17 protein-coding genes are annotated in these 17,232 nt (G+C 72.2%); 6 read left to right on the forward strand and 11 right to left on the reverse strand.

The annotated features are described in order from the left end of the window. Window positions 1-226 precede the first annotated feature (226 nt). Window positions 227-1,159, reverse strand: a complete 933-nt coding sequence (locus ABS52_15830) for a hypothetical protein (protein ID ODT01886.1) — start codon at window positions 1,157-1,159, stop codon at window positions 227-229. Between the two features lie 208 nt (window positions 1,160-1,367). On the opposite strand from ABS52_15830, the gene ABS52_15835 reads away from it, so the two are divergent. Next, entirely contained in the window at window positions 1,368-2,432 is a 1,065-nt protein-coding gene (locus ABS52_15835; protein ID ODT01887.1) for an oxidoreductase, read from the forward strand. A 24-nt stretch (window positions 2,433-2,456) separates the two neighbouring features. Here the strand turns inward: ABS52_15835 and ABS52_15840 are convergent, their stop codons facing one another. The 3 genes from ABS52_15840 to ABS52_15850 form a co-directional block, all read right to left on the reverse strand. Next, window positions 2,457-3,179: a dihydroorotate dehydrogenase gene (locus ABS52_15840; protein ID ODT01917.1), complete on the reverse strand. Its 723-nt coding sequence runs from the start codon at window positions 3,177-3,179 to the stop codon at window positions 2,457-2,459. 32 nt (window positions 3,180-3,211) lie between these two features. Then, on the reverse strand, window positions 3,212-3,922 hold the full coding sequence (locus tag ABS52_15845) for a hypothetical protein (GenBank protein ID ODT01888.1): 711 nt from the start codon (window positions 3,920-3,922) through the stop codon (window positions 3,212-3,214). Between the two features lie 76 nt (window positions 3,923-3,998). Beyond that, window positions 3,999-4,847 carry a hypothetical protein gene (locus ABS52_15850; protein ODT01889.1) on the reverse strand — a complete coding sequence of 283 codons (849 nt, stop codon included), beginning with the start codon at window positions 4,845-4,847 and terminating at the stop codon, window positions 3,999-4,001. 124 nt (window positions 4,848-4,971) lie between these two features. Here ABS52_15850 and ABS52_15855 point away from each other — a divergent pair, with 124 nt between their 5' ends. Both ABS52_15855 and ABS52_15860 read left to right on the forward strand, forming a co-directional pair. Further along, window positions 4,972-5,886 (forward strand): hypothetical protein, encoded by a 915-nt coding sequence (locus tag ABS52_15855; protein ODT01890.1) that lies wholly within the window; start codon window positions 4,972-4,974, stop codon window positions 5,884-5,886. A 15-nt stretch (window positions 5,887-5,901) separates the two neighbouring features. Continuing rightward, window positions 5,902-6,705 carry a hypothetical protein gene (locus ABS52_15860; GenBank protein ODT01891.1) on the forward strand — a complete coding sequence of 268 codons (804 nt, stop codon included), beginning with the start codon at window positions 5,902-5,904 and terminating at the stop codon, window positions 6,703-6,705. Window positions 6,706-6,720: 15 nt separating this feature from the next. Here the strand turns inward: ABS52_15860 and ABS52_15865 are convergent, their stop codons facing one another. From ABS52_15865 to ABS52_15875, 3 genes are read right to left on the reverse strand one after another with little or no spacing between them, the layout of a single operon-like run. Further along, window positions 6,721-8,046, reverse strand: a complete 1,326-nt coding sequence (locus ABS52_15865) for a hypothetical protein (protein ID ODT01892.1) — start codon at window positions 8,044-8,046, stop codon at window positions 6,721-6,723. Beyond that, on the reverse strand, window positions 8,046-8,783 hold the full coding sequence (locus tag ABS52_15870) for a hypothetical protein (protein ODT01893.1): 738 nt from the start codon (window positions 8,781-8,783) through the stop codon (window positions 8,046-8,048). The genes ABS52_15865 and ABS52_15870 overlap by 1 nt, the downstream gene beginning before the upstream one ends. After that, complete coding sequence (locus ABS52_15875) at window positions 8,764-9,339, reverse strand: hypothetical protein (GenBank protein ODT01894.1); 576 nt, start codon at window positions 9,337-9,339, stop codon at window positions 8,764-8,766. The genes ABS52_15870 and ABS52_15875 overlap by 20 nt, the downstream gene beginning before the upstream one ends. Window positions 9,340-9,642: 303 nt before the next feature. Between ABS52_15875 and ABS52_15880 the strand changes: the two genes are divergently transcribed. Both ABS52_15880 and ABS52_15885 read left to right on the forward strand, forming a co-directional pair. Then, entirely contained in the window at window positions 9,643-11,151 is a 1,509-nt protein-coding gene (locus tag ABS52_15880) for a hypothetical protein (protein ID ODT01895.1), read from the forward strand. 302 nt (window positions 11,152-11,453) lie between these two features. After that, window positions 11,454-11,711, forward strand: a complete 258-nt coding sequence (locus tag ABS52_15885; protein ID ODT01918.1) for an aromatic ring hydroxylase — start codon at window positions 11,454-11,456, stop codon at window positions 11,709-11,711. A 173-nt stretch (window positions 11,712-11,884) separates the two neighbouring features. Here the strand turns inward: ABS52_15885 and ABS52_15890 are convergent, their stop codons facing one another. Both ABS52_15890 and ABS52_15895 read right to left on the reverse strand, forming a co-directional pair. Then, window positions 11,885-13,639, reverse strand: coding sequence for a hypothetical protein (locus tag ABS52_15890; GenBank protein ID ODT01896.1), 1,755 nt, complete (start codon window positions 13,637-13,639; stop codon window positions 11,885-11,887). Further along, entirely contained in the window at window positions 13,632-14,936 is a 1,305-nt protein-coding gene (locus tag ABS52_15895) for a hypothetical protein (protein ODT01897.1), read from the reverse strand. The genes ABS52_15890 and ABS52_15895 overlap by 8 nt, the downstream gene beginning before the upstream one ends. Before the next feature lie 213 nt (window positions 14,937-15,149). On the opposite strand from ABS52_15895, the gene ABS52_15900 reads away from it, so the two are divergent. Next, entirely contained in the window at window positions 15,150-15,971 is an 822-nt protein-coding gene (locus ABS52_15900; protein ODT01898.1) for a hypothetical protein, read from the forward strand. A 48-nt stretch (window positions 15,972-16,019) separates the two neighbouring features. Here the strand turns inward: ABS52_15900 and ABS52_15905 are convergent, their stop codons facing one another. Beyond that, window positions 16,020-16,736, reverse strand: coding sequence for a hypothetical protein (locus ABS52_15905; protein ID ODT01899.1), 717 nt, complete (start codon window positions 16,734-16,736; stop codon window positions 16,020-16,022). Window positions 16,737-16,820: 84 nt separating this feature from the next. Next, window positions 16,821-17,084 carry a ferredoxin gene (locus ABS52_15910; GenBank protein ODT01900.1) on the reverse strand — a complete coding sequence of 88 codons (264 nt, stop codon included), beginning with the start codon at window positions 17,082-17,084 and terminating at the stop codon, window positions 16,821-16,823. Window positions 17,085-17,232 lie beyond the last annotated feature (148 nt).

Genomic DNA, 17,232 nt, shown 5'->3' on the forward strand with positions numbered 1-17,232 from the left:
CGCGCCGAAACCCGCGCCGAAACCCGCGCCGAAACCCGCGCCGAAACCCGCGCCGAAACCCGCGGGGGAACCCGCGGCCACACGCAGCACGCCGTCCGGCGCGGCGCCGGACTCCGGGCGGGGGGCGAAGCGGAAACGCGCCCCGCGTCGCCCACCCGGCGATCGTTAGGCGCGCCACGCCGGCGCGCCCGGCGCGGCCGCTCCGCCGCGCCGGGCACCCCCCGCATCACGGCGCCAGGTCGCGCCGTCCCGTCAGCTGCGCCACCAGCTGGCGCATCGCCACCTGCCAGGCCAGCGGCGAGCCGGCCAGGTCCTCGCGACGCTCCGACCGCACCGCGCGCACGTCGTCGTCCCTGAGGAGCTCCTGCGCCCCGGCAGCGCTGGCCAGCAGCCGCGTGCGCCTGGCGTGGAACCCTTCGGCGCCGATGCGGATCGCCTTCCCGTCGCGCCCGACGAGCGCTCCCGTCAGCTGCAGCACCGACACCGGCGTGTCGAGCGAGGTGAGCCAGGGGAGCGCGCGCGTATGCCCCGTCCCCAGCTCCACCTCCTTGGCCCCGCGCCAGCCGCGCTGGCGCGGGAGGTACTGCCCCACCTCGAGCGTCAGGACGAGGGCGCGCGCGACCCCCTGGTCGCGCATCACGTCGCCGGCCCACTGGACCCACTCGGCCGACGGGCGCCCCACGGCCAGCCGCATCTGCTGCCGCCCGCGCCCCAGGGCGCTGTCGCCCCGCTCGGCGCAGTCGCTGCCCGGGAGCGCCGGTTCCGTCACGCAGCCGAACTGCACGTCCGGCGGCGACGTCGTGGCCCGGTGCGCGACCGCCGATACGCGCCCCCCTTCCACCAGGCGGATGGAGAGCCCCGACGCCGTGCCTAACGAATCGAGGTAGGCGTTCATCTCGGCCAGCAGCCCCTCGAGGGGCGTCGCCGCGCCCGACGCCGGGTCGAAGATGGCCGGCTGCGACGCCCCGGCCTGGAACACGACCGGGAAGTGCCCCACCCGCGCGCTGTCGCCGTGGGCCATCACCGTCGCGCCAGCCACCCATGGAGGGTGCTCCAGCATGCGGTCTCCCACCCCGCTCCCCCATGTGGCGCCGGCCGTCGCACACCCGGCCACGGCCAGGAGGGCGAGCACGCCCATGGTATTCCGTAGTTGCTGCATCGTTATGCGCTGCATCGTGACACTCGATCTTTGTTCGTGGTTTCGCCGCCATGGCGCCTTCGCGCGGTACGGCGCCGCGGCCGGTTTCCCTACGGACACCCGACCTCCCGGTTTCCCCCGAGCGTCGACGCCCCGGCCGGATGGCTATCTTTCGCGCGCGGCCCCTCGCCGGGCTGTCCGGCGCGCCGCCCCCCGCCCACTCCACGACATGCTGTTCTCGCCCATCCAGCTCCGATCGGTCACGCTGCGCAACCGCGTCGTTGTCTCCCCCATGTGCCAGTACTCGAGCGAGGAGGGCTTCGCCAACGACTGGCACCTGGTGCACCTGGGGGGGCTGGCGGTCGGCGGCGCGGCGCTCGTCTTCACCGAGGCGACCGCCGTGTCCCCCGCCGGGCGCATCAGCCCCCACGACCTGGGAATCTGGGACGACGCGCACATCCCCATGCTGCGCCGCATCGCCGACTTCATCCGCGCACAGGGGGCGGTGCCGGGGATGCAGCTCTCGCACGCCGGGCGGAAGGCCAGCGTGCGCCGCCCGTGGGACGGCGGCGGGCGGGCCCCGCTCTCCGAAGGGGGGTGGGAGGACGTCGTGGGGCCGAGCGACGTCCGCTTCGCGGACAACTATCCGCAGCCACACGCCCTCACGCACGAGGGGATCGCCGGCGTCGTCGACGCCTTTCGCGCCGCGGCGCGGCGCGCCCTCGCGGCCGGGTTCCGCGTCGTGGAGTTCCACGCGGCGCACGGCTACCTCCTCCACCAGTTCCTCTCCCCGCTCGCCAACTTCCGCACCGACGCGTACGGCGGGCCCTTCGACAACCGCGTGCGCCTGGTGCGCGAGGTGACCCGGGCCGTACGCGAGGTGTGGCCGGCGGAGCTCCCGCTCTTCGCCCGCGTGTCGGGGACCGACTGGGTAGCCGGCGGATGGGACATCGACCAGACGGTGCAGCTGGCGAGACTCCTTGCCGCTGACGGCGTCGACCTGGTCGATTGCTCGTCCGGGGGGCTGTCGGCGGCGCAGCAGGTCCCCGTCGCCCCCGGCTACCAGGTCCCCCTTGCCCGCCGCGTCCGGCACGAGGCCGGCGTCGCCACCGGCGCCGTGGGACTCATCACCACCGCCACGCAGGCGCAGCAGGTCGTCGAGCGCGGCGACGCCGACGTGGTGCTGATGGGGCGAGAGCTCCTGCGCCACCCGCGCTGGCCGCTCGCCGCCGCGCGCGAACTGGGGCAGGAGATCGCCTGGCCGCCGCAGTACCTGCGCGCCAGGCCGCGTTAGGCAGCGGCGCCGCCCGGGCGCTGCTCACAAGTACCGCTGCACCGACACCATCCCCATCATCGCCAGCGTCGCCACCGCGGCAATCCCCCGCGACGACTCCTGCTCGTACGCCTCGGGCAGGAGCTCCACGAGCACCATGAAGATCATCGCCCCCGCCGCGAAGCCGAGTCCGTAGGGCAGCGTCGCCGCCCACCGCTCGACGAACAGGTAGGCCGGGACGGCGGCCAGCGGCTGCGGAATCGACGAGAAGAACGACCACCACGCGCACCGGGCGATCGAGGCCCCCTGCGGACGCATCACCGCGCTGATCGCGAGCCCTTCGGGGACGTTGTGCACGGCCACCGCCAGGGTGATGGCCGTCGCCAGCGACTCCCCTCCGCCGAACGAGACGCCGACCGCCGCCCCCTCGGCGAACGAGTGCACCGTCATCACCGCGATGATGAGGAGCATCTTCTTCGCCCCGGCCCCGCGGGCACCGAGGAACTCCATCTCGTCCTCGCGCTCCCCCAGCAGGCGCTGCACCACGAGCATGAAGACCACGCCCAACAGGACCCCCGTCAGCGTCGCCCCGCCGCGCGTGCGCGCCCCCTCGACGATGAGCCCGAACGAGGCGCCCAGCATCAGCCCGGCCGCCAGCGCGTTGGAATAGCCGACGACGCGCGGCGACACCGACCGGATGAACGCGAAGGGAAGGGCGCCGAGCGCGGTCGCGATCGCCGTGATCAGGGCATAGATGAAGACGAGGATTGAGGGGTGATCGGACGTCCACGCCAGCACGTTCACGAGGCCCGCTCCATCAGGACGTTCCCGGCGAACGCCACCATGCTGGTGGCGGCGATGATGACCACCGCGATCGCGGTGCGCCCGGCGGCCCGATAGCCACTGGGAAGGAGGTCGGCGAGCGACAGGTAGATCAACGATCCCGCCGAGGCGCCGAGCAGGAGCGGGCGGAGCGAGGGGAAGGCCGTGGCGAGGAGGAAGCCGGCCAGCGCCAGCACGACCTCGGGGAGGTTCGAGGCCGCGGCGGCCGCGGCACGCCGCGCCACCGACCTCCCCCCCGCCAGGTGCGATGACAGGGAGATCCCCTCCCCGACGTTGTGCAACGCCAGGGTGCCGGCCACCACCGCGCCGAACCTCGCGTCCATCGCCAGCGCCACGCCGAGCGCCAGCCCCTCGGGCGCGGAGTGCAACGCGGCGCCCAGCTGGGCCCTGGCGGGCGGGACCGCGTCCCCCGCGTCGAGGTCGAACCAGGCATGCACGGCGAAGAGGGTGACGACCGCTCCCCACGCGCCGATGGTGGCGCCGATCGTCCCGGCGTCGAGCGCATCGCGCGTGAGCGGATACGCCAGCCCCAGCATCATCCCCGCGGCGAGCGCGTTCGCGAGGCCGACGAACGGGTCGTCGGGCCCCGAGACGCGGGCGAGGATGGGGCCCACCCCCGCGGCGGCGGCGGCCGTGATGGAGTACAGGGCGACGAGCTCGATCGACATGGGGAATGGGTGCGGGGAGTCGGCGCGCCGCGCTAGGCCTGCGGCCGGCGTCGGCCGGCAGCTGCAGCCCCGCGCCTCACCGTACGCGGTCCCCCAGTGTCGCGCGGTTGCTCCGGTACGGCGCGTACCCCTCTCCCCAGTCCACGCTCCGCACCTCCAGCGACATGCGCTCACCGTCGACGTTCACGATCACGTAGTGGTACGGATTGTCGCCCCGCTCCATTCCGGGGCGCACCAGGTGTTGCACCCGCACGGCGACGGGGACCCCGGCCTTGAGGTACTCCCGCAGGTCGGGCTCGCCACGATACGCGTACAGCGGTGCGCCACCGCCGCCGGTCACCAGCTGGTCCAGGCGATGGTCGCCCCCGGTGGCGTCGCGGTACCGCTCGACGAAGTGCTCGAAGAAGTGCTCGTGCCCGGTGACCAGGAGTCGCACGCGGTGGCGCCTGAAGAGCGGCATCCACCGCGCGCGCAGCGCCGCCGTGGGCCGCTCGACGATCGCGGCGCCGTGCGGCCCGGACGAGAAGACGGGATGGTGAAAGAACGCCACGACGTTGGGATATCGCCGCCGGTCGAGTCCCGCCAGCTGCGACGTGGCCCACGCGAATTGCACCGAGTCCTCGGCGATGTTCGAGTCGATGGCGAGGACGAAGGTGTTCCCGTAGCCGAAGGCGTAGGCCGGGTACCCCGCCAGCCGGCGTGTGGCGCCATCGGGCGGGATCAGCTGCGCCATGGCCCGCAGGTAGTTGCCGAGCCCCTCGCGCCGCGCGGGGTTGTCGAGCGCCGCGGTGCGGGGGGCGGCGGCCACCTGCGCCCCGCCCCCCGTGGCGACGGAGACGGCGAGCCAGGCGGCGCCGGCCAGCGGCCGTGCCGTCAGATGCAATCGGACGTTCCACGTCATCGGAACCTTTCGGAAACGGGGCATGTCATGCGTGCGGCTCGCGGGAAGGTCACCCGCTCCCCCCGCATCGGCTAGGGCCGCGCTCCCGGTGCCCCCGCTCGCCTCCACCGATCCCGTCCGGCGCTATCTTCCCGACATGTCCGGCCATGTGACCGCCCGCGAGCGCTTCATCGCCTACCGGCGCTCGCTCCCCCACCCACCGCGCCTCCACCGCCAGCGGGTCGCCGCGCGCGGCCTCGAGTTCGCGGTCTTCACGACCCCCGAAGTCGCTGGCGCCCTCCCGCTCGTCTGCGTCAACGGCGGGCTCCTCTTCTCGCACAAGCTCCTCTGGCCGGCCCTCGCGCCGCTCGCGCAGCGCCGCCAGCTCATCTTCTACGATCAGCGCGGGCGCGGTGAGAGCGGTGCCCCGCCCGGGGCACAGGCCGCCCGCATCGAGCACGACGCCGGCGACCTGGCCGCGTTGCGAGTGGCACTCGGCTACCGCCGGTGGGACGTCCTCGGGCATTCGTGGGGAGGTGGGATCGCGCTGCTGGGGACGGAGCAGGACCAGGCGGGAGTCCGCCGCCTCGTCCTCGTCGACGCGGTCGGGCCGCGCAGCGAGAGCTGGCTCCCACACCTGCACGACGCCGCCCTGTCGCGACTCGCCGCGCCGCAGCGCGCGGTGTTGCAGCACATCGACCCGGCGACCCTCCTCACGGGCGACCCGGCAACACATTCCGCCTACTCGCGCGCCATCTACCCGGCATGGTTCGCCGACCCGGAGCTGGCGCAACTCTTTGTCCCGCCTCGTAGTGAGAGCCGCACCGGCGCCGCCGTCGCCTCCCGCCTCCGTCGCGAGGGGTACGACTGGACACCGTTGGTACGAGCCGTGCAAACGGAGACGATCGTCATACACGGGGCCGAGGACCTCCTCCCTTCGGCGGTGGCGCGCGAACTCGTCGCGCTCCTCCCGAAGGGGCGGTTGTCCCTCATCCCGGGGGCGGGACACATGCCCTTCTGGGAAGCCCCGGAGCTCTTCTTCCGCCAGGTCGACTCGTTCCTCTCCGACAGCGATCGCGTGTAGCGTCCGACCCCGTTCATGAAGCGCCTCGATCTCGTCTTCGCCCTCATCCTCATCGCCCTCGCCGGTTTCGTGGGCGGGGAGGTGTATGCCATGCGGGCGAGCGGAGGGGGGCGGCACGTGGTGCGCTCGGCAGGGACGAACGCGACGACGACGGCGGCGGAAGACGACAGCGCCGGCTTCCGCTGGCACCTGGGTCGCTCACGCGGCAGCGACGGCGAGCGCGAGCGCTCGCTATCCGACGCCAGGAATCGCCTGGCGCTCGGGGCGGCGGGGACCTACATCGGCGAAGTGCTCGCCGCGCACGACTCGGCGCTGGCGCGCTGGCCCGACCGCCAGGGGGCGCCGCTGCGCATCTGGGTGCAGCCGTCGGCGGAGATCCCCGACTGGTCGCCGGCGAGCGTCGACATCGTGCGCGACGCCTTCGTCGAGTGGGGGGAGAGCGGGATCCCGCTCAACTTCAGCTTCGTGCGCGACTCGGCCTCGGCCGACGTGCGGGTGACGTGGATCGACCGCTTCAACGAGGCCATTTCGGGGAAGACGCTCTGGTCGCACGACGACCGGTGGACGATCCTCGAGGCGAGCATCGTCCTCGCCGTGCACCATCGCACGGGGGAGACGCTCGACGCCTCGGCCACGCGCGCCATCGCGCTGCACGAGGTCGGACACCTGATCGGGCTCGACCACACCGCCGACACGACGTCGATCATGACGCCGAAGGTGCGGGTCAAGACGCTGTCCAGCGCCGACCGGGCGACCGCGCAGCTGCTGTACCTCCTCCCCGCCGGCCCGATCGGCGGCGCGAACGCCGCGACGCGTTAGGCACCCTGCGGGCGATTACCAGCGCAGCGTGATGGCGGCCGGCTTGCCGCGCCGCATGAGGCGCAGCCGCAGCTCGCGTCCCTCCGACTGCTCCACCGCCTGGAGGAAGACGAGCGGCGACGCGATGGAGCGCCCCTCGACCGCGATCACGACGTCGCCCGGGCGCAGCCCCGACTGCTCGGCGGGAGAGCCGCGCCCCGCTCCCACCACCAGGAGGCCGCGCTCCACGCCCAACGCCTCGGCCAGCTCGCGTCCCACGGCGACGAACTGCGCGCCGCCGAAGACGACCGTCGAGGCGCTCCCCTGCGGCGCGACCGGGGGGAGCGGGGGGACCGGGGCCGTCGCGGAGACCGCGCCCGGTGGAGCCGGAGGCGACGGGCGCTTGACGAAGACGCGCGAGGGCCGCGGCGCCAGGCGCGGCGCCGCCTTGGACTCGGGGCTCGGCGCCCCCGCGTCCTCGTCATCGTTGGCGGTGACGGTCACCGTCAGCCGCATCGGGGCCAGCGCCGCCGAGATCCGCTCGTCGACCCAGGGACAGGGAGTGGCGAAGTCGTCCGGGCGCGGCTCGACCGTGACCGTCAGGAGCTTCGACTCCACGCCGCGGCGCACCTTGAAGGGGATGCGCGTCCCCGGCTTGAGGAGCGGGGTGAAATCGATCTCTGCATCGCGCAGGTCCTTCCCCGACATCGCGAGGATGCGATCGCCGCCGCGGATCCCCGCCTTGTCGGCCGGCGACCCGGGCTCGACCGACTCGATGCTGGGATAGTCGACGAAGCGCATGATGAGCCGCCCATCGTCCTCGCGGGTCGCCGTCGCCGAGCCTGAGTACGCGATCCCCACCCACCCCTCGGGGCGCTCGTTGGGGGCGCACATGACGCGGAGGCGTTGCTGGATTCCCGCCATGTCGGACTCGAGCGAGGCCAGGTGCTCGCGCACAAGCCGCATCGACGTCTGTACGGGGGTGCGCTGCTCCTCGCCGACCGAGCCGTTACGCAGGGCCACCTGCATGGCGCGCAGGTTGGAGGCGAGGGCGAGGGTGGCGCGACGCTTCTGCAGCAGTTCCTGCACGAGGCGGTCGACCTGCACCTCGAAGGCCGACTCGCCCTCCTGCACCACGACGGTGCGGGCCTGCGCCGTGGCCGAGGCCGGGAGCACCGCCAGCAGCAATACCGCGGCGGCGACGCCGCGCAGCGAGGCGCGTCCCGCGCGCCCCGCATGTCCCGCATGCCGCGCATGCCGCGCATGCCGCGCATGCCCCGCATGCCGCGCATGTCCCGCACTCCCGTCCCGCGCCTCGCGTCGCGAATCGCGCGCGACGGGTGGCATCACGAGCGCTCGCATCAGAAGCGCCCCAGCTTGCTGCCCACGGGGAGGGCGGTCCCCAGGCGGCGCAGCGTCTGCTCGCGGGCGCTGAGCGTCGCGAGGTAGTACTGGTTGATGTACGGATCGGACGGCGCATCGCGCATGGCCTGCTGCATCGTCTCGGCGGTGCGGTCGAGCGCCGCGAGGCGCGTCCGGTACTGCTCGGGCGCCATGGCCCCGGAACTGGTGTCGTTGGAGGCGAGCCAGTTGGCGGCCAGCGCATACTGCCGCTGGGCTTCCTCGATGGCGGCGAGCGCGTCCTGCGTCGAGGCAAAGCCCGCCCCGTTGTTGGCGGCCAATACCCCACCTGCCGGCGCCTCGAAGCCGGCGCCCGGCGCCGCCGAGGGCGCCCGGAAGGCGACCGCGTCGGCCACCGTCATCCCGGCGCTCATGCGTCCCAGCACTGCTCCCCCGCCCACGAAGACCGCCACCGCCGCCGCGCGACGCAGGAAGTCCACGGCCAGGTGGTGCGGGGCGCGGCGGCGCCTGGCCACCGGGGCCATGAGCCCCTCGGCGCGCAGGCGGTCACCTAACGATTCCCAGCTGGTGAGCGGCGGGGCGATGCGCCGGCGCTCGTCGGCGGCCAGGGCCGCCAGCCGGCGGCAGGCCTCCAACTCTCGCGTGCAGGCCGCGCACCCCGACAGGTGCTCGCGCTCGGCGGAGGTGGCGCCACCCTCCACCAGCTCGGCCAGGCGTTCAATAGGCAGGTGCAGCATGTTCCCGGTCCGTCCCTGAGCTGAATCCTTCGATGACGGGCGCCAGCAGCTTCCGCAGCCGCGCCCGCGCCTTGAACAGTTGGGATTTCGAGCCGCCGGGGGTGATCCCCAACTCGGCGGCGATCTCCTCGTGCGTGTATCCCTCCACGTCGTGCATCACGAAGACCGTGCGCGCCCCCGGCGAGAGGCGGGCCGTCGCTTCCTCGATCGAGGCCGCGAGCAACGCACGCTCGCTCCCATGTTCCACCGACGCCGTCTCCTCCTCGATGTCGGTCTCGAGCTTCGCCAGGCGGCGCGTGCGCCGCAACGCGTTCAACGTGCGGTTCACCGCGATCCGGTGCGCCCACGTCCCGAACTGCGAGTCACCCCGGTACGTGGGGAGCGCGCGGAAGATCTGGATCCACACTTCCTGTGCGATGTCCACCGCGTCGTCCGCGTTCCCCACCAGGCGACGGACGACTGCGTCGATGTGCGGGGCGTGCTGCGACCACAACTGTCGCATCGCCCGCTCATCTCCGTCGATCGCGCGCTGGATGAGGGAGGTATCGGTTGCCATGGCGTTCTGGGGGGTTGGTCACCCCCGAGCGCGCGCGGGTTTACCGCCCGCCCCGGGAAGCTCGCGTCCTCAGCGGTGTGCGCGTTCCATGCGTTTGCGTCCAGTACCCCGGACAGCCGGGTCCGGCCAAGCTAAGAGAACGCACATCAGGTAGAGTATCCGATCTCTTGGCCTTGCAACAATCTACGTTCATTTGTATCCTCGTGCGGCACCCCCGGGGTCCGGTGGTGTAGCCCTTGCAGTCCGATACGCTGGCGTCGGTACGTTCGTCGCTAGGTCAGAACCCACTTCTGGAGCAGTTTCGTGGTCGCTCACCTGGCCCTCGCGCTCGCTGCACTGACCGCCACAGCGGACAAGCTCCCGCTGCGGGCACCCAGTGCGGTCGGCATGTCCGCGGAACGCCTCGCGACCATCGATCGCGTCGTTCGCCGTGGCATCACGGCCGGGGGCTACCCGGGAGCGGCCGTCGTGATCGGGCGGCGCGGCGCGGCCGTCTACGAGAAGGGGTTCGGCAAGCTGGGGTGGACGACCGCCTCGTCGGAAGTCTCGGCTGACCGGACCATCTACGACCTCGCCTCGCTCACCAAGGTGGTGGGGACGACGACGGCCGCCATGATCCTCTACGACGAGGGGCGCCTCGACCTGGACGCCCCCGTCTCCTTCTACCTCCCGGAGTTCGGCGGGGGGACCCGCGACCTCGTCACCGTCCGCCACCTCCTCACGCACCGCTCGGGCCTCCCGGCGGGACGCGAGCTGTGGCGCATGACGTCGTCCACGGCCGAGGCGCGGCGCATCGTCCTCACCACCCCGCTCGCCTGCCAGCCAGGGGCCTGCTACATCTACAGTGACCTCGGGGCCGACGTCCTCGGATGGGTCGTGGAGTCGGTCGCCGGGCTCCGCCTCGACACCTTCCTCAACGAGCGCGTCTTCAAGCCGCTCGGGATGCACGACACCTTCTTCAATCCGCCCGACTCGGTGCGCTACCGTGTCGCCCCCACCGAGGTCACGCCGCCACGCGGCTACCCGCTGCGGGGCGAGGTCCACGACGAGAACGCCTATGCGCTCGGCGGAGTGGCCGGGCACGCCGGGCTGTTCTCCACCGCCGCCGACCTGGCCATCTTCGCGCAGATGATGCTGAACGGCGGCGTGTACGACGACGTGCGCATCTTCTCCGACAGCACGGTCGCCCTCTTCACCCGCCGGACGGCCGGGACACGCGCCCTGGGGTGGGACACGGCCGATGGGCAGGGAGGCTCCGGCGAATACCTGTCGGAGCTGGCCTACGGCCACACCGGGTTCACCGGGACGTCGATGTGGCTCGACCCCGAGCGGGAGATGTTCGTCGTCCTCCTGACGAACCGGGTCCACGCCGCCCGCGCCCGCCGCCCGGCAAAGGTCATCGCCGACGTACGCGCCGACCTGGCCGACGCGGCCGCGCTCTCGGTCGAGGACACCGACCGGATCCTCGCGATGCCGAGCTCGTTCCGCGCCGACCGCGCCGACGGCTGGAACCGGGCCGCCCACCGGCCGCGCCGCAGCACGCGCAGCTCGCGCGCCAAGGCGGCGAGCAGCAAGACCAGCAAGAGCGCCAAGCCCAGCAGCGCCGCGGCCGCCAAGGGGCGGAGCGCACGGCCGAGCAAGAGCGCGTCCAGCAAGGCGAAGGCGACCACCTCCAGGACGTCGGCGGCCAAGTCCAAGGCGCGCCCCTCATCGACCGCCAAGAGGACCGCCACGACCAAGGCCAAGGCGAGCTCGACTGTCGCGAAGAAGAAGGGCGTCACGCCCAAGGCGAGCACCAGGAAGCCGAACTGACCAGGCGGGTCGCGTTCCCCCAGGCCGCCCCACTTCGGGCGGCCCATTTTTTTGCCCATTTTTCCCGAATGCCTTGATCGGAATAAGGTCGAACGCCGATCTTGAAGAAGCGCATCCGAGGACTTCCGATGTACCATACTGGCGACCAGACCCACAGCCACGACACCGACCAGCTGGACCCGACCTCCCCCGCCACGCCTGACGGCGACGGAGCGTCCACTGCCACGCACGCGCTTCCCCCCACGGGGGGGAGCGAGACGAGCACGGTCAGTACCGACCAGGTCAAGCTCGCCCTCCGTCGCGTGAAGGACCCGGAGCTCAACCTCAACATCCTCGATCTCGGACTCGTCTACGACATCTCGGTGTCGGGAAACGATGTCGCCATCGACATGAGCCTCACCTCGCCGGGGTGCCCCTCCGGGCCGGAGATCATGGGCGACGCCGAGCGTCAGCTGAAGGCGATTCCCGGCATCGGGGATGTCGCCGTGAACCTCGTCTGGTCGCCCCCCTGGACTCCCGAGCGAATAGAGCCACGGGTGCGGGCGTATCTCGGATTTTAGGAGAAGACGAGAAGACGAGAAGACGAGAGGGGGCGCGGCTTGCTGCGCCCCTTTGTCGTGGTGGTGTGCGCAGGGGTCACCCGGTGAGTCCCTGCGCCTGATCCGGCGTGCCGACCGCCACCTAACGACGTCCCACTCCTTCCCGGGCGCGCTTCGCGCGCCGTGACCGCTCCCTACCGCACGACGGCGGCGGGGGACTCCTGGCCGGCGTGATCGATGGCGGTCACGTACACGACGGACGGCGGGACATCGTTGGCGTCGAGGGGGAGCAGGATCGACCGCTGCGAGGCGGGGACGACGCGGGCGTACCAGGCGTCGCCGTAGCGGGCGCGGACCACCCACCAGTGCGGCTCGCGGACGGAGCGCACCGTCGACGTCACGGGAGCGGCGGTCCGGTCGGCGGGCGCACGCGAGGTGGTGGCTTCGGCGCCGCGTGCCCCCGGCGCGGCGGCGACGAGTGAAGCTCCCACGCGCGTGACGTCCAGCTCCACCGTGCGCGGATTCGGGATGCGCACGACGACGGGCGCATCGGGGAGCCCAGCGGCGAGCCATGGCGACGGCGGCACCAGCGCAGGCTCGGCGTAGGGGCCGGCGACCAGCTTCTCGTTCATCGAGTCGCTGTTCACCATGAAGGCGTCCATGCTGAAGTGGACGTTTCCGCTGTTGGGGGAGAGCTGGGCGCGCGTCTCCTGGATCTGGTCCAGGAGTTCGCTCACCGGCCATGGTGGGCGGCGCTTGGCGGATACCCGCCCGGTGTAGTTGCCGGGCCAGAGGTTGCGCCCCTGGTGGTTCTGCTCGCGCCACCACAGCAACAGGTCCGAGTAGCGCTGGTTGGGGGCCGTCGAACGCCAGTAGAGCTGGGGCGTCCAGTAGTCGAGCCACCCCTCGTTGAGCCACTTCCGCGAGTCGGCGTAGAGCTTCTGGTACGCATCGAAGCCGCGCACCGTGGACGGGTAGCCGGGACGCCAGATACCAAACGGCGAAATGCCGAACTTCACCCACGGCTTGGTGCGCTTGATCGCCGAGTAGAGCTGCTCGACGAGCTGGTCGACGTTCTGTCGCCGCCAGTCGTCCCGCGACAGCGTCCCTTCCGCCCGCTTGTAGGCTCGCCACGAGCGCTCGTCGGGGAACGGGATCTCGCGCCCGCGCCGCGTCTCGGGGTAGGGGTAGAAGTAGTCGTCGATGTGGACGCCGTCCACGTCGTAGCGACGCACCACGTCGAGGACGACGTCGATGGTGTGCCGCCGCACGCGCGCCTCGCCGGGGTCCATCCACTCGAACGCGCCGTACTTGTGGACGAGCGCCGGGAAGGTCCGCGAGACGTGAAGCGGCGACGCCGTGCGCGTGGTGTCGGCGGGATGGCGGGAGCGATACGGGTTGAACCAGGCGTGCAGCTCCATCCCGCGCTTGTGCGCCTCGGCGATGGCGAAGGCGAGCGGGTCCCACATGGGGCGCGGCGGGCGCCCCTGGGCCCCGGTCAGGAAGTACGACCAGGGCTCGAGCCGTGACGGATACAGCGCGTCGGCGGCGGGGCGCACCTGGAAGATCACCGCGTTCAGGCGAACCGCCGCCGCCCGATCGAGGATGGCGAGCAGCTCCGTCTTCTGCGAGTCGACGGGGAGCCCGGGGCGCGACGGCCAATCGATGTTGGAGACGGTGGCGATCCACACCGCCCGGAACTCCCGCGGGAGCGGCGGGGCGAGCGTGTCGGACCTGGGAGTGCCGGCTGACGGGGCGTAGGGGAGCCCGCGCTCGGGGGCGTTCGCGGCGGTGCGGGCACCGCCGTTCTGGGCCATCACGGCCGGCGCCAGCGCCGACGACATGGCCAGCGCCAACGCCAGCGGCCGCGCCACCTTCCCGCCGCGGCGCGCCCACCGGCCGAAGCGAGGGAAGCCTCCCCCCCGCCCTTCCGCTCCCCACTCAGCCATCACGGTACGGCGAATCCTCGTCGGCCGACGCCGCACCCTTGGGGGCCGCACCCTTGTGGGCCGCACCCTTCGGTGCCGCACCCTTCGACGACGCGCCCCGCGACGCCGAGTCCTGCGCCTCGGCCCCGGTGGAGCTCCCGTTAGGCAGGTCGCGCAGGGCCTTCACGAAGCCGCTCCCGAGCACCTCCACCTGCCACCCCCGCAGCTCGGGAATCGCCTCCACCTCCTCGAGGGCGTGGGGCTTGGCACGGGCCACGGCTTCCATGCGATCGCGCGAACACAGCACCCCGGGGTCGAGCCCGAGGTCGGCCGCGACCTCGTCACGCACGCGCTTGAGCCGTGCGACGCGATCGTCGAAATGCGGGTCGCGGTCCCACCGCGGCGCCTTGGGAAAGCGCGGCAGCTCCGCATCGGGGACGGCGCGTCCCCGGGCCATGGCCTCGAGGATCTCGTCCCCGCGCTTTTCCAGGATGCCGCGCCCGATCCCCTTCACGCCGCGCAATTCGTCCATCGCGTGCGGCGAGCGGCGCGACAGCTCCAGCAGGACATCGTTGCTCACCACCCGGAAGGTGCTGCGATCCAGCTCTCGCGCCACTCCGTCGCGCCAGGCGACGAGTTCGCGCAGCAGGGCGAGCTCGCGACGCGACAGGTCGCGCGCACCCTTGATGCGGAGGAACGACGCCGAGGGGTCCTCGGCGTCCCAGTGCGTCCCCTCGAGACGGGTGAACTCCTCGCGCGCCCAATGCCAGCGCCCCTTCTTCTCCAGCGCCTCGCGAAGCCGCGAGCGAAGCGCCAGGAGGTGCATCGTGTCCTGGGCGGCGTAGTCGAGCATGTCATGGGTCAGCGGTCGCATGGACCAGTCGGCGCGCTGGTGCTTCTTGTCGAGCTTGACGCCGAAGTTCTCGTCCAGGAGGGCGGCCAGCCCGAACGCCTTCACCCCGAGCAGCTGGGCGGCGATGCGCGTGTCGAAGATGTTGGTGACCCGCCAGCCGTAATCCTGGTGCAGCAGGCGCAGGTCGTAGTCGGCGTCGTGGAAGACGACCTCGACCTCGCGCGATTCCAGCAGCGCCCCCAGGCGCGCCGGCGAGTCGACCCGGAGGGGGTCGATGATGGCGTGCCGGGCCTCCGTCGAGAGCTGGAGGAGGTAGATCCGGTCGACGTAGCGATGGAACGATGCCCCCTCGGTGTCGAGGGCGACGACCTGCGTCTTCTCGATCGACGTCAGGAATGCGTCAGCCGCCTCGGGGGTGTCGAGGAAAAGCGGGCGCTGGGGATCGGGTTTCCTGGATGGGGTCACTGTATGTACGGCAAGGGCGGCTCCGGCAGCAGGGCCGGCAGGGGCGCTCATGCATGGTAATCTAGCACCCCCCTCCACCCCTTTGACCCGTCGGGGTGGCGGTCGCCATGTTATCCGCCCCTCCGCCGGCTTCCGGACGCGCTTGCCACGCCGCCCGCGCCGCGGCCACCCCGCTCCCCTCCGCGTCGCCACAGGGCGTCAGGAATCGCCGCCATGCTCTCGTCATACGGCCAGACCGAGATCTGCTACGACGACGTGGGCCAGGGAGAGCCGATCGTCTTCCTGCATGGCTTCCCGCACAACCGGACGCTCTGGAACGCCCAGCTCGCCGCCCTGCAGGGAGAGGCGCGTTGCATCGCCCCCGACCTGCGGGGGTTCGGCGGGAGCCGCGGCGCCCCGCCGTACTCCATGGACCAGTACGCCGACGACGTCGCCGCCCTCCTCGCTGCGCTCGGGATCGGCCCGGCGGTGATCTGCGGCCTGTCGATGGGCGGCTACGTGGCGATGGCGTTCTGGCGCCGCCACCGCGCGCGGGTACAGGGGCTGGTCCTGATGGACACGCGCGCGGGGAGCGACCCCCCCGAGGGGCGTGCGCGGCGCGACGAGATGATCGCCCTGGCCCGCGAGCGCGGGAGCGCGGCGGTGGCCGATGCGATGATCACGGGGATGGTGGGGAAGCGGACGCGCGAGAAGTGCCCCGAGGTGGTGGACGAGGTGCACCGCATGCTGGCCAGCGCTCCCGTGGAGGGGGTGATCGGGGCGCTGCAGGCGCTGCGCGACCGCCCCGACTCCACCGCCACGTTAGGCACCATCGACGTCCCGGCGTTGATCGTCGTGGGGAGCGACGACGTCCTCACCCCGCCCAGCGAGGCGGCGCTGATGCACGCCGCCATCAGGGGGAGCACGCTGGAGATCATCGCCGACGCCGGGCACGTGGCCAACGTGGAACGCCCCGCGGCCGTCAATCACGTGCTGGCGGAGTTCCTGGGGAAGGTGCGGAGGTCGAGAGGACGAGAAGGCGGAAGGACGAGGTGAGGCCGCTCGCGGGGCCACGACTCGGGCGCGATCGCCGCTTGTCGTCTCTTATCTCGTGAGATACTCCGCCAGCGCCGTCAGGCTCGTCGCCACGTGCTCGGCGGCCGAGGGGCCGCTCGTCCTCACCGCATCGAGACGGACCGCGCGCATCCCGACCCCGAGGGCCCCCGCCACGTCGGTGCGCTCGATGTCGCCCACGTGCAGCGCCTCGTGCGGCGGAACGCCCAGCGCATCGAGCGCGGCGCGGAAGGGCTCCGGGCGGGGCTTGGCGTGGCCGACGTCCATCGAGTAGACCGTGGCGCGGAAGTGGTGCCGCACCCCGTCCTGCTCCAGGAGGCGGTCCTGCGCGCGCCCGCTGGCGAAGCCGGTGTCGGAGACGATGGCCAGGGCGAATCGCTCGGCCAGCCGCTCGATCGCGTCTCGCGCCCCAGGGAGGAGCTGCGGCGGGTGTTCGGTGAGGGAGGCATCGACCGCCGCCGAGGCTTCGGCGATGTGCTCGCACCCCTCGGGTCGCTCGATCCCCAGCTGGGCCAGGAGCCAGCGGATGCGGTCGGCCGTGGTGTAGCCCCGGTGCTCCTCGCGCCACCATCGCTGGGCCTCGATGGCGGAGGCGCGGTAGAGCTTCTCGAACTCGTCAGGGGGGAGCGGGCGCCCCAGCCGCCTCAGCATGTGCGACAGCGCCTCCTGCCGGCGCTCGATGCGCACGGGCACGGAGGCGCCGAGGTAGATGGTGTCCCAGTAGTCGAGCGTGATCGCGCGCAGCATCTCGGCGGTGGTCAGGAGCGAACGCGAGGCGCGTCCGCGCCCGGAGGGAGCAAGCGCCCCCCCATCCGCTCCGGGCCAGGGGCGTCAGCGCGTCGGGCGCCCAGGCGGGGTGTCGCTGGTGAAGACGTCCCGGTTGATCTGGATGTACTGCCGCAGGTTGGCGGGGACATCCTCTTCCGGGAAGATCGCCGTCACCGGGCACTCGGGCTCGCAGGCGCCGCAGTCGATGCACTCGTCGGGGTGGATGTACAGCTGCTGCTCCCCCTCGTAGATGCAGTCCACGGGGCAGACATCGACACAGGCCTTGTCCTTGGTGCCAATGCAGGCTTCGGTGATGACGTACGGCATGATCGGAGTAGGTTTGGCCGGGTATGGGTGCGGAGATTCAAGATATCCTGTCGCGGCACTCGGCAATAGCCGTTACCGCCGGGCGGCGCCCCGTTGGAACTCCCCAACCACACTCCCCGAACGCGCCGGTGCTGGACAGCGGGCACGA

This window comes from Gemmatimonadetes bacterium SCN 70-22, from assembly GCA_001724275.1.
Classification (GTDB): domain Bacteria; phylum Gemmatimonadota; class Gemmatimonadetes; order Gemmatimonadales; family Gemmatimonadaceae; genus SCN-70-22.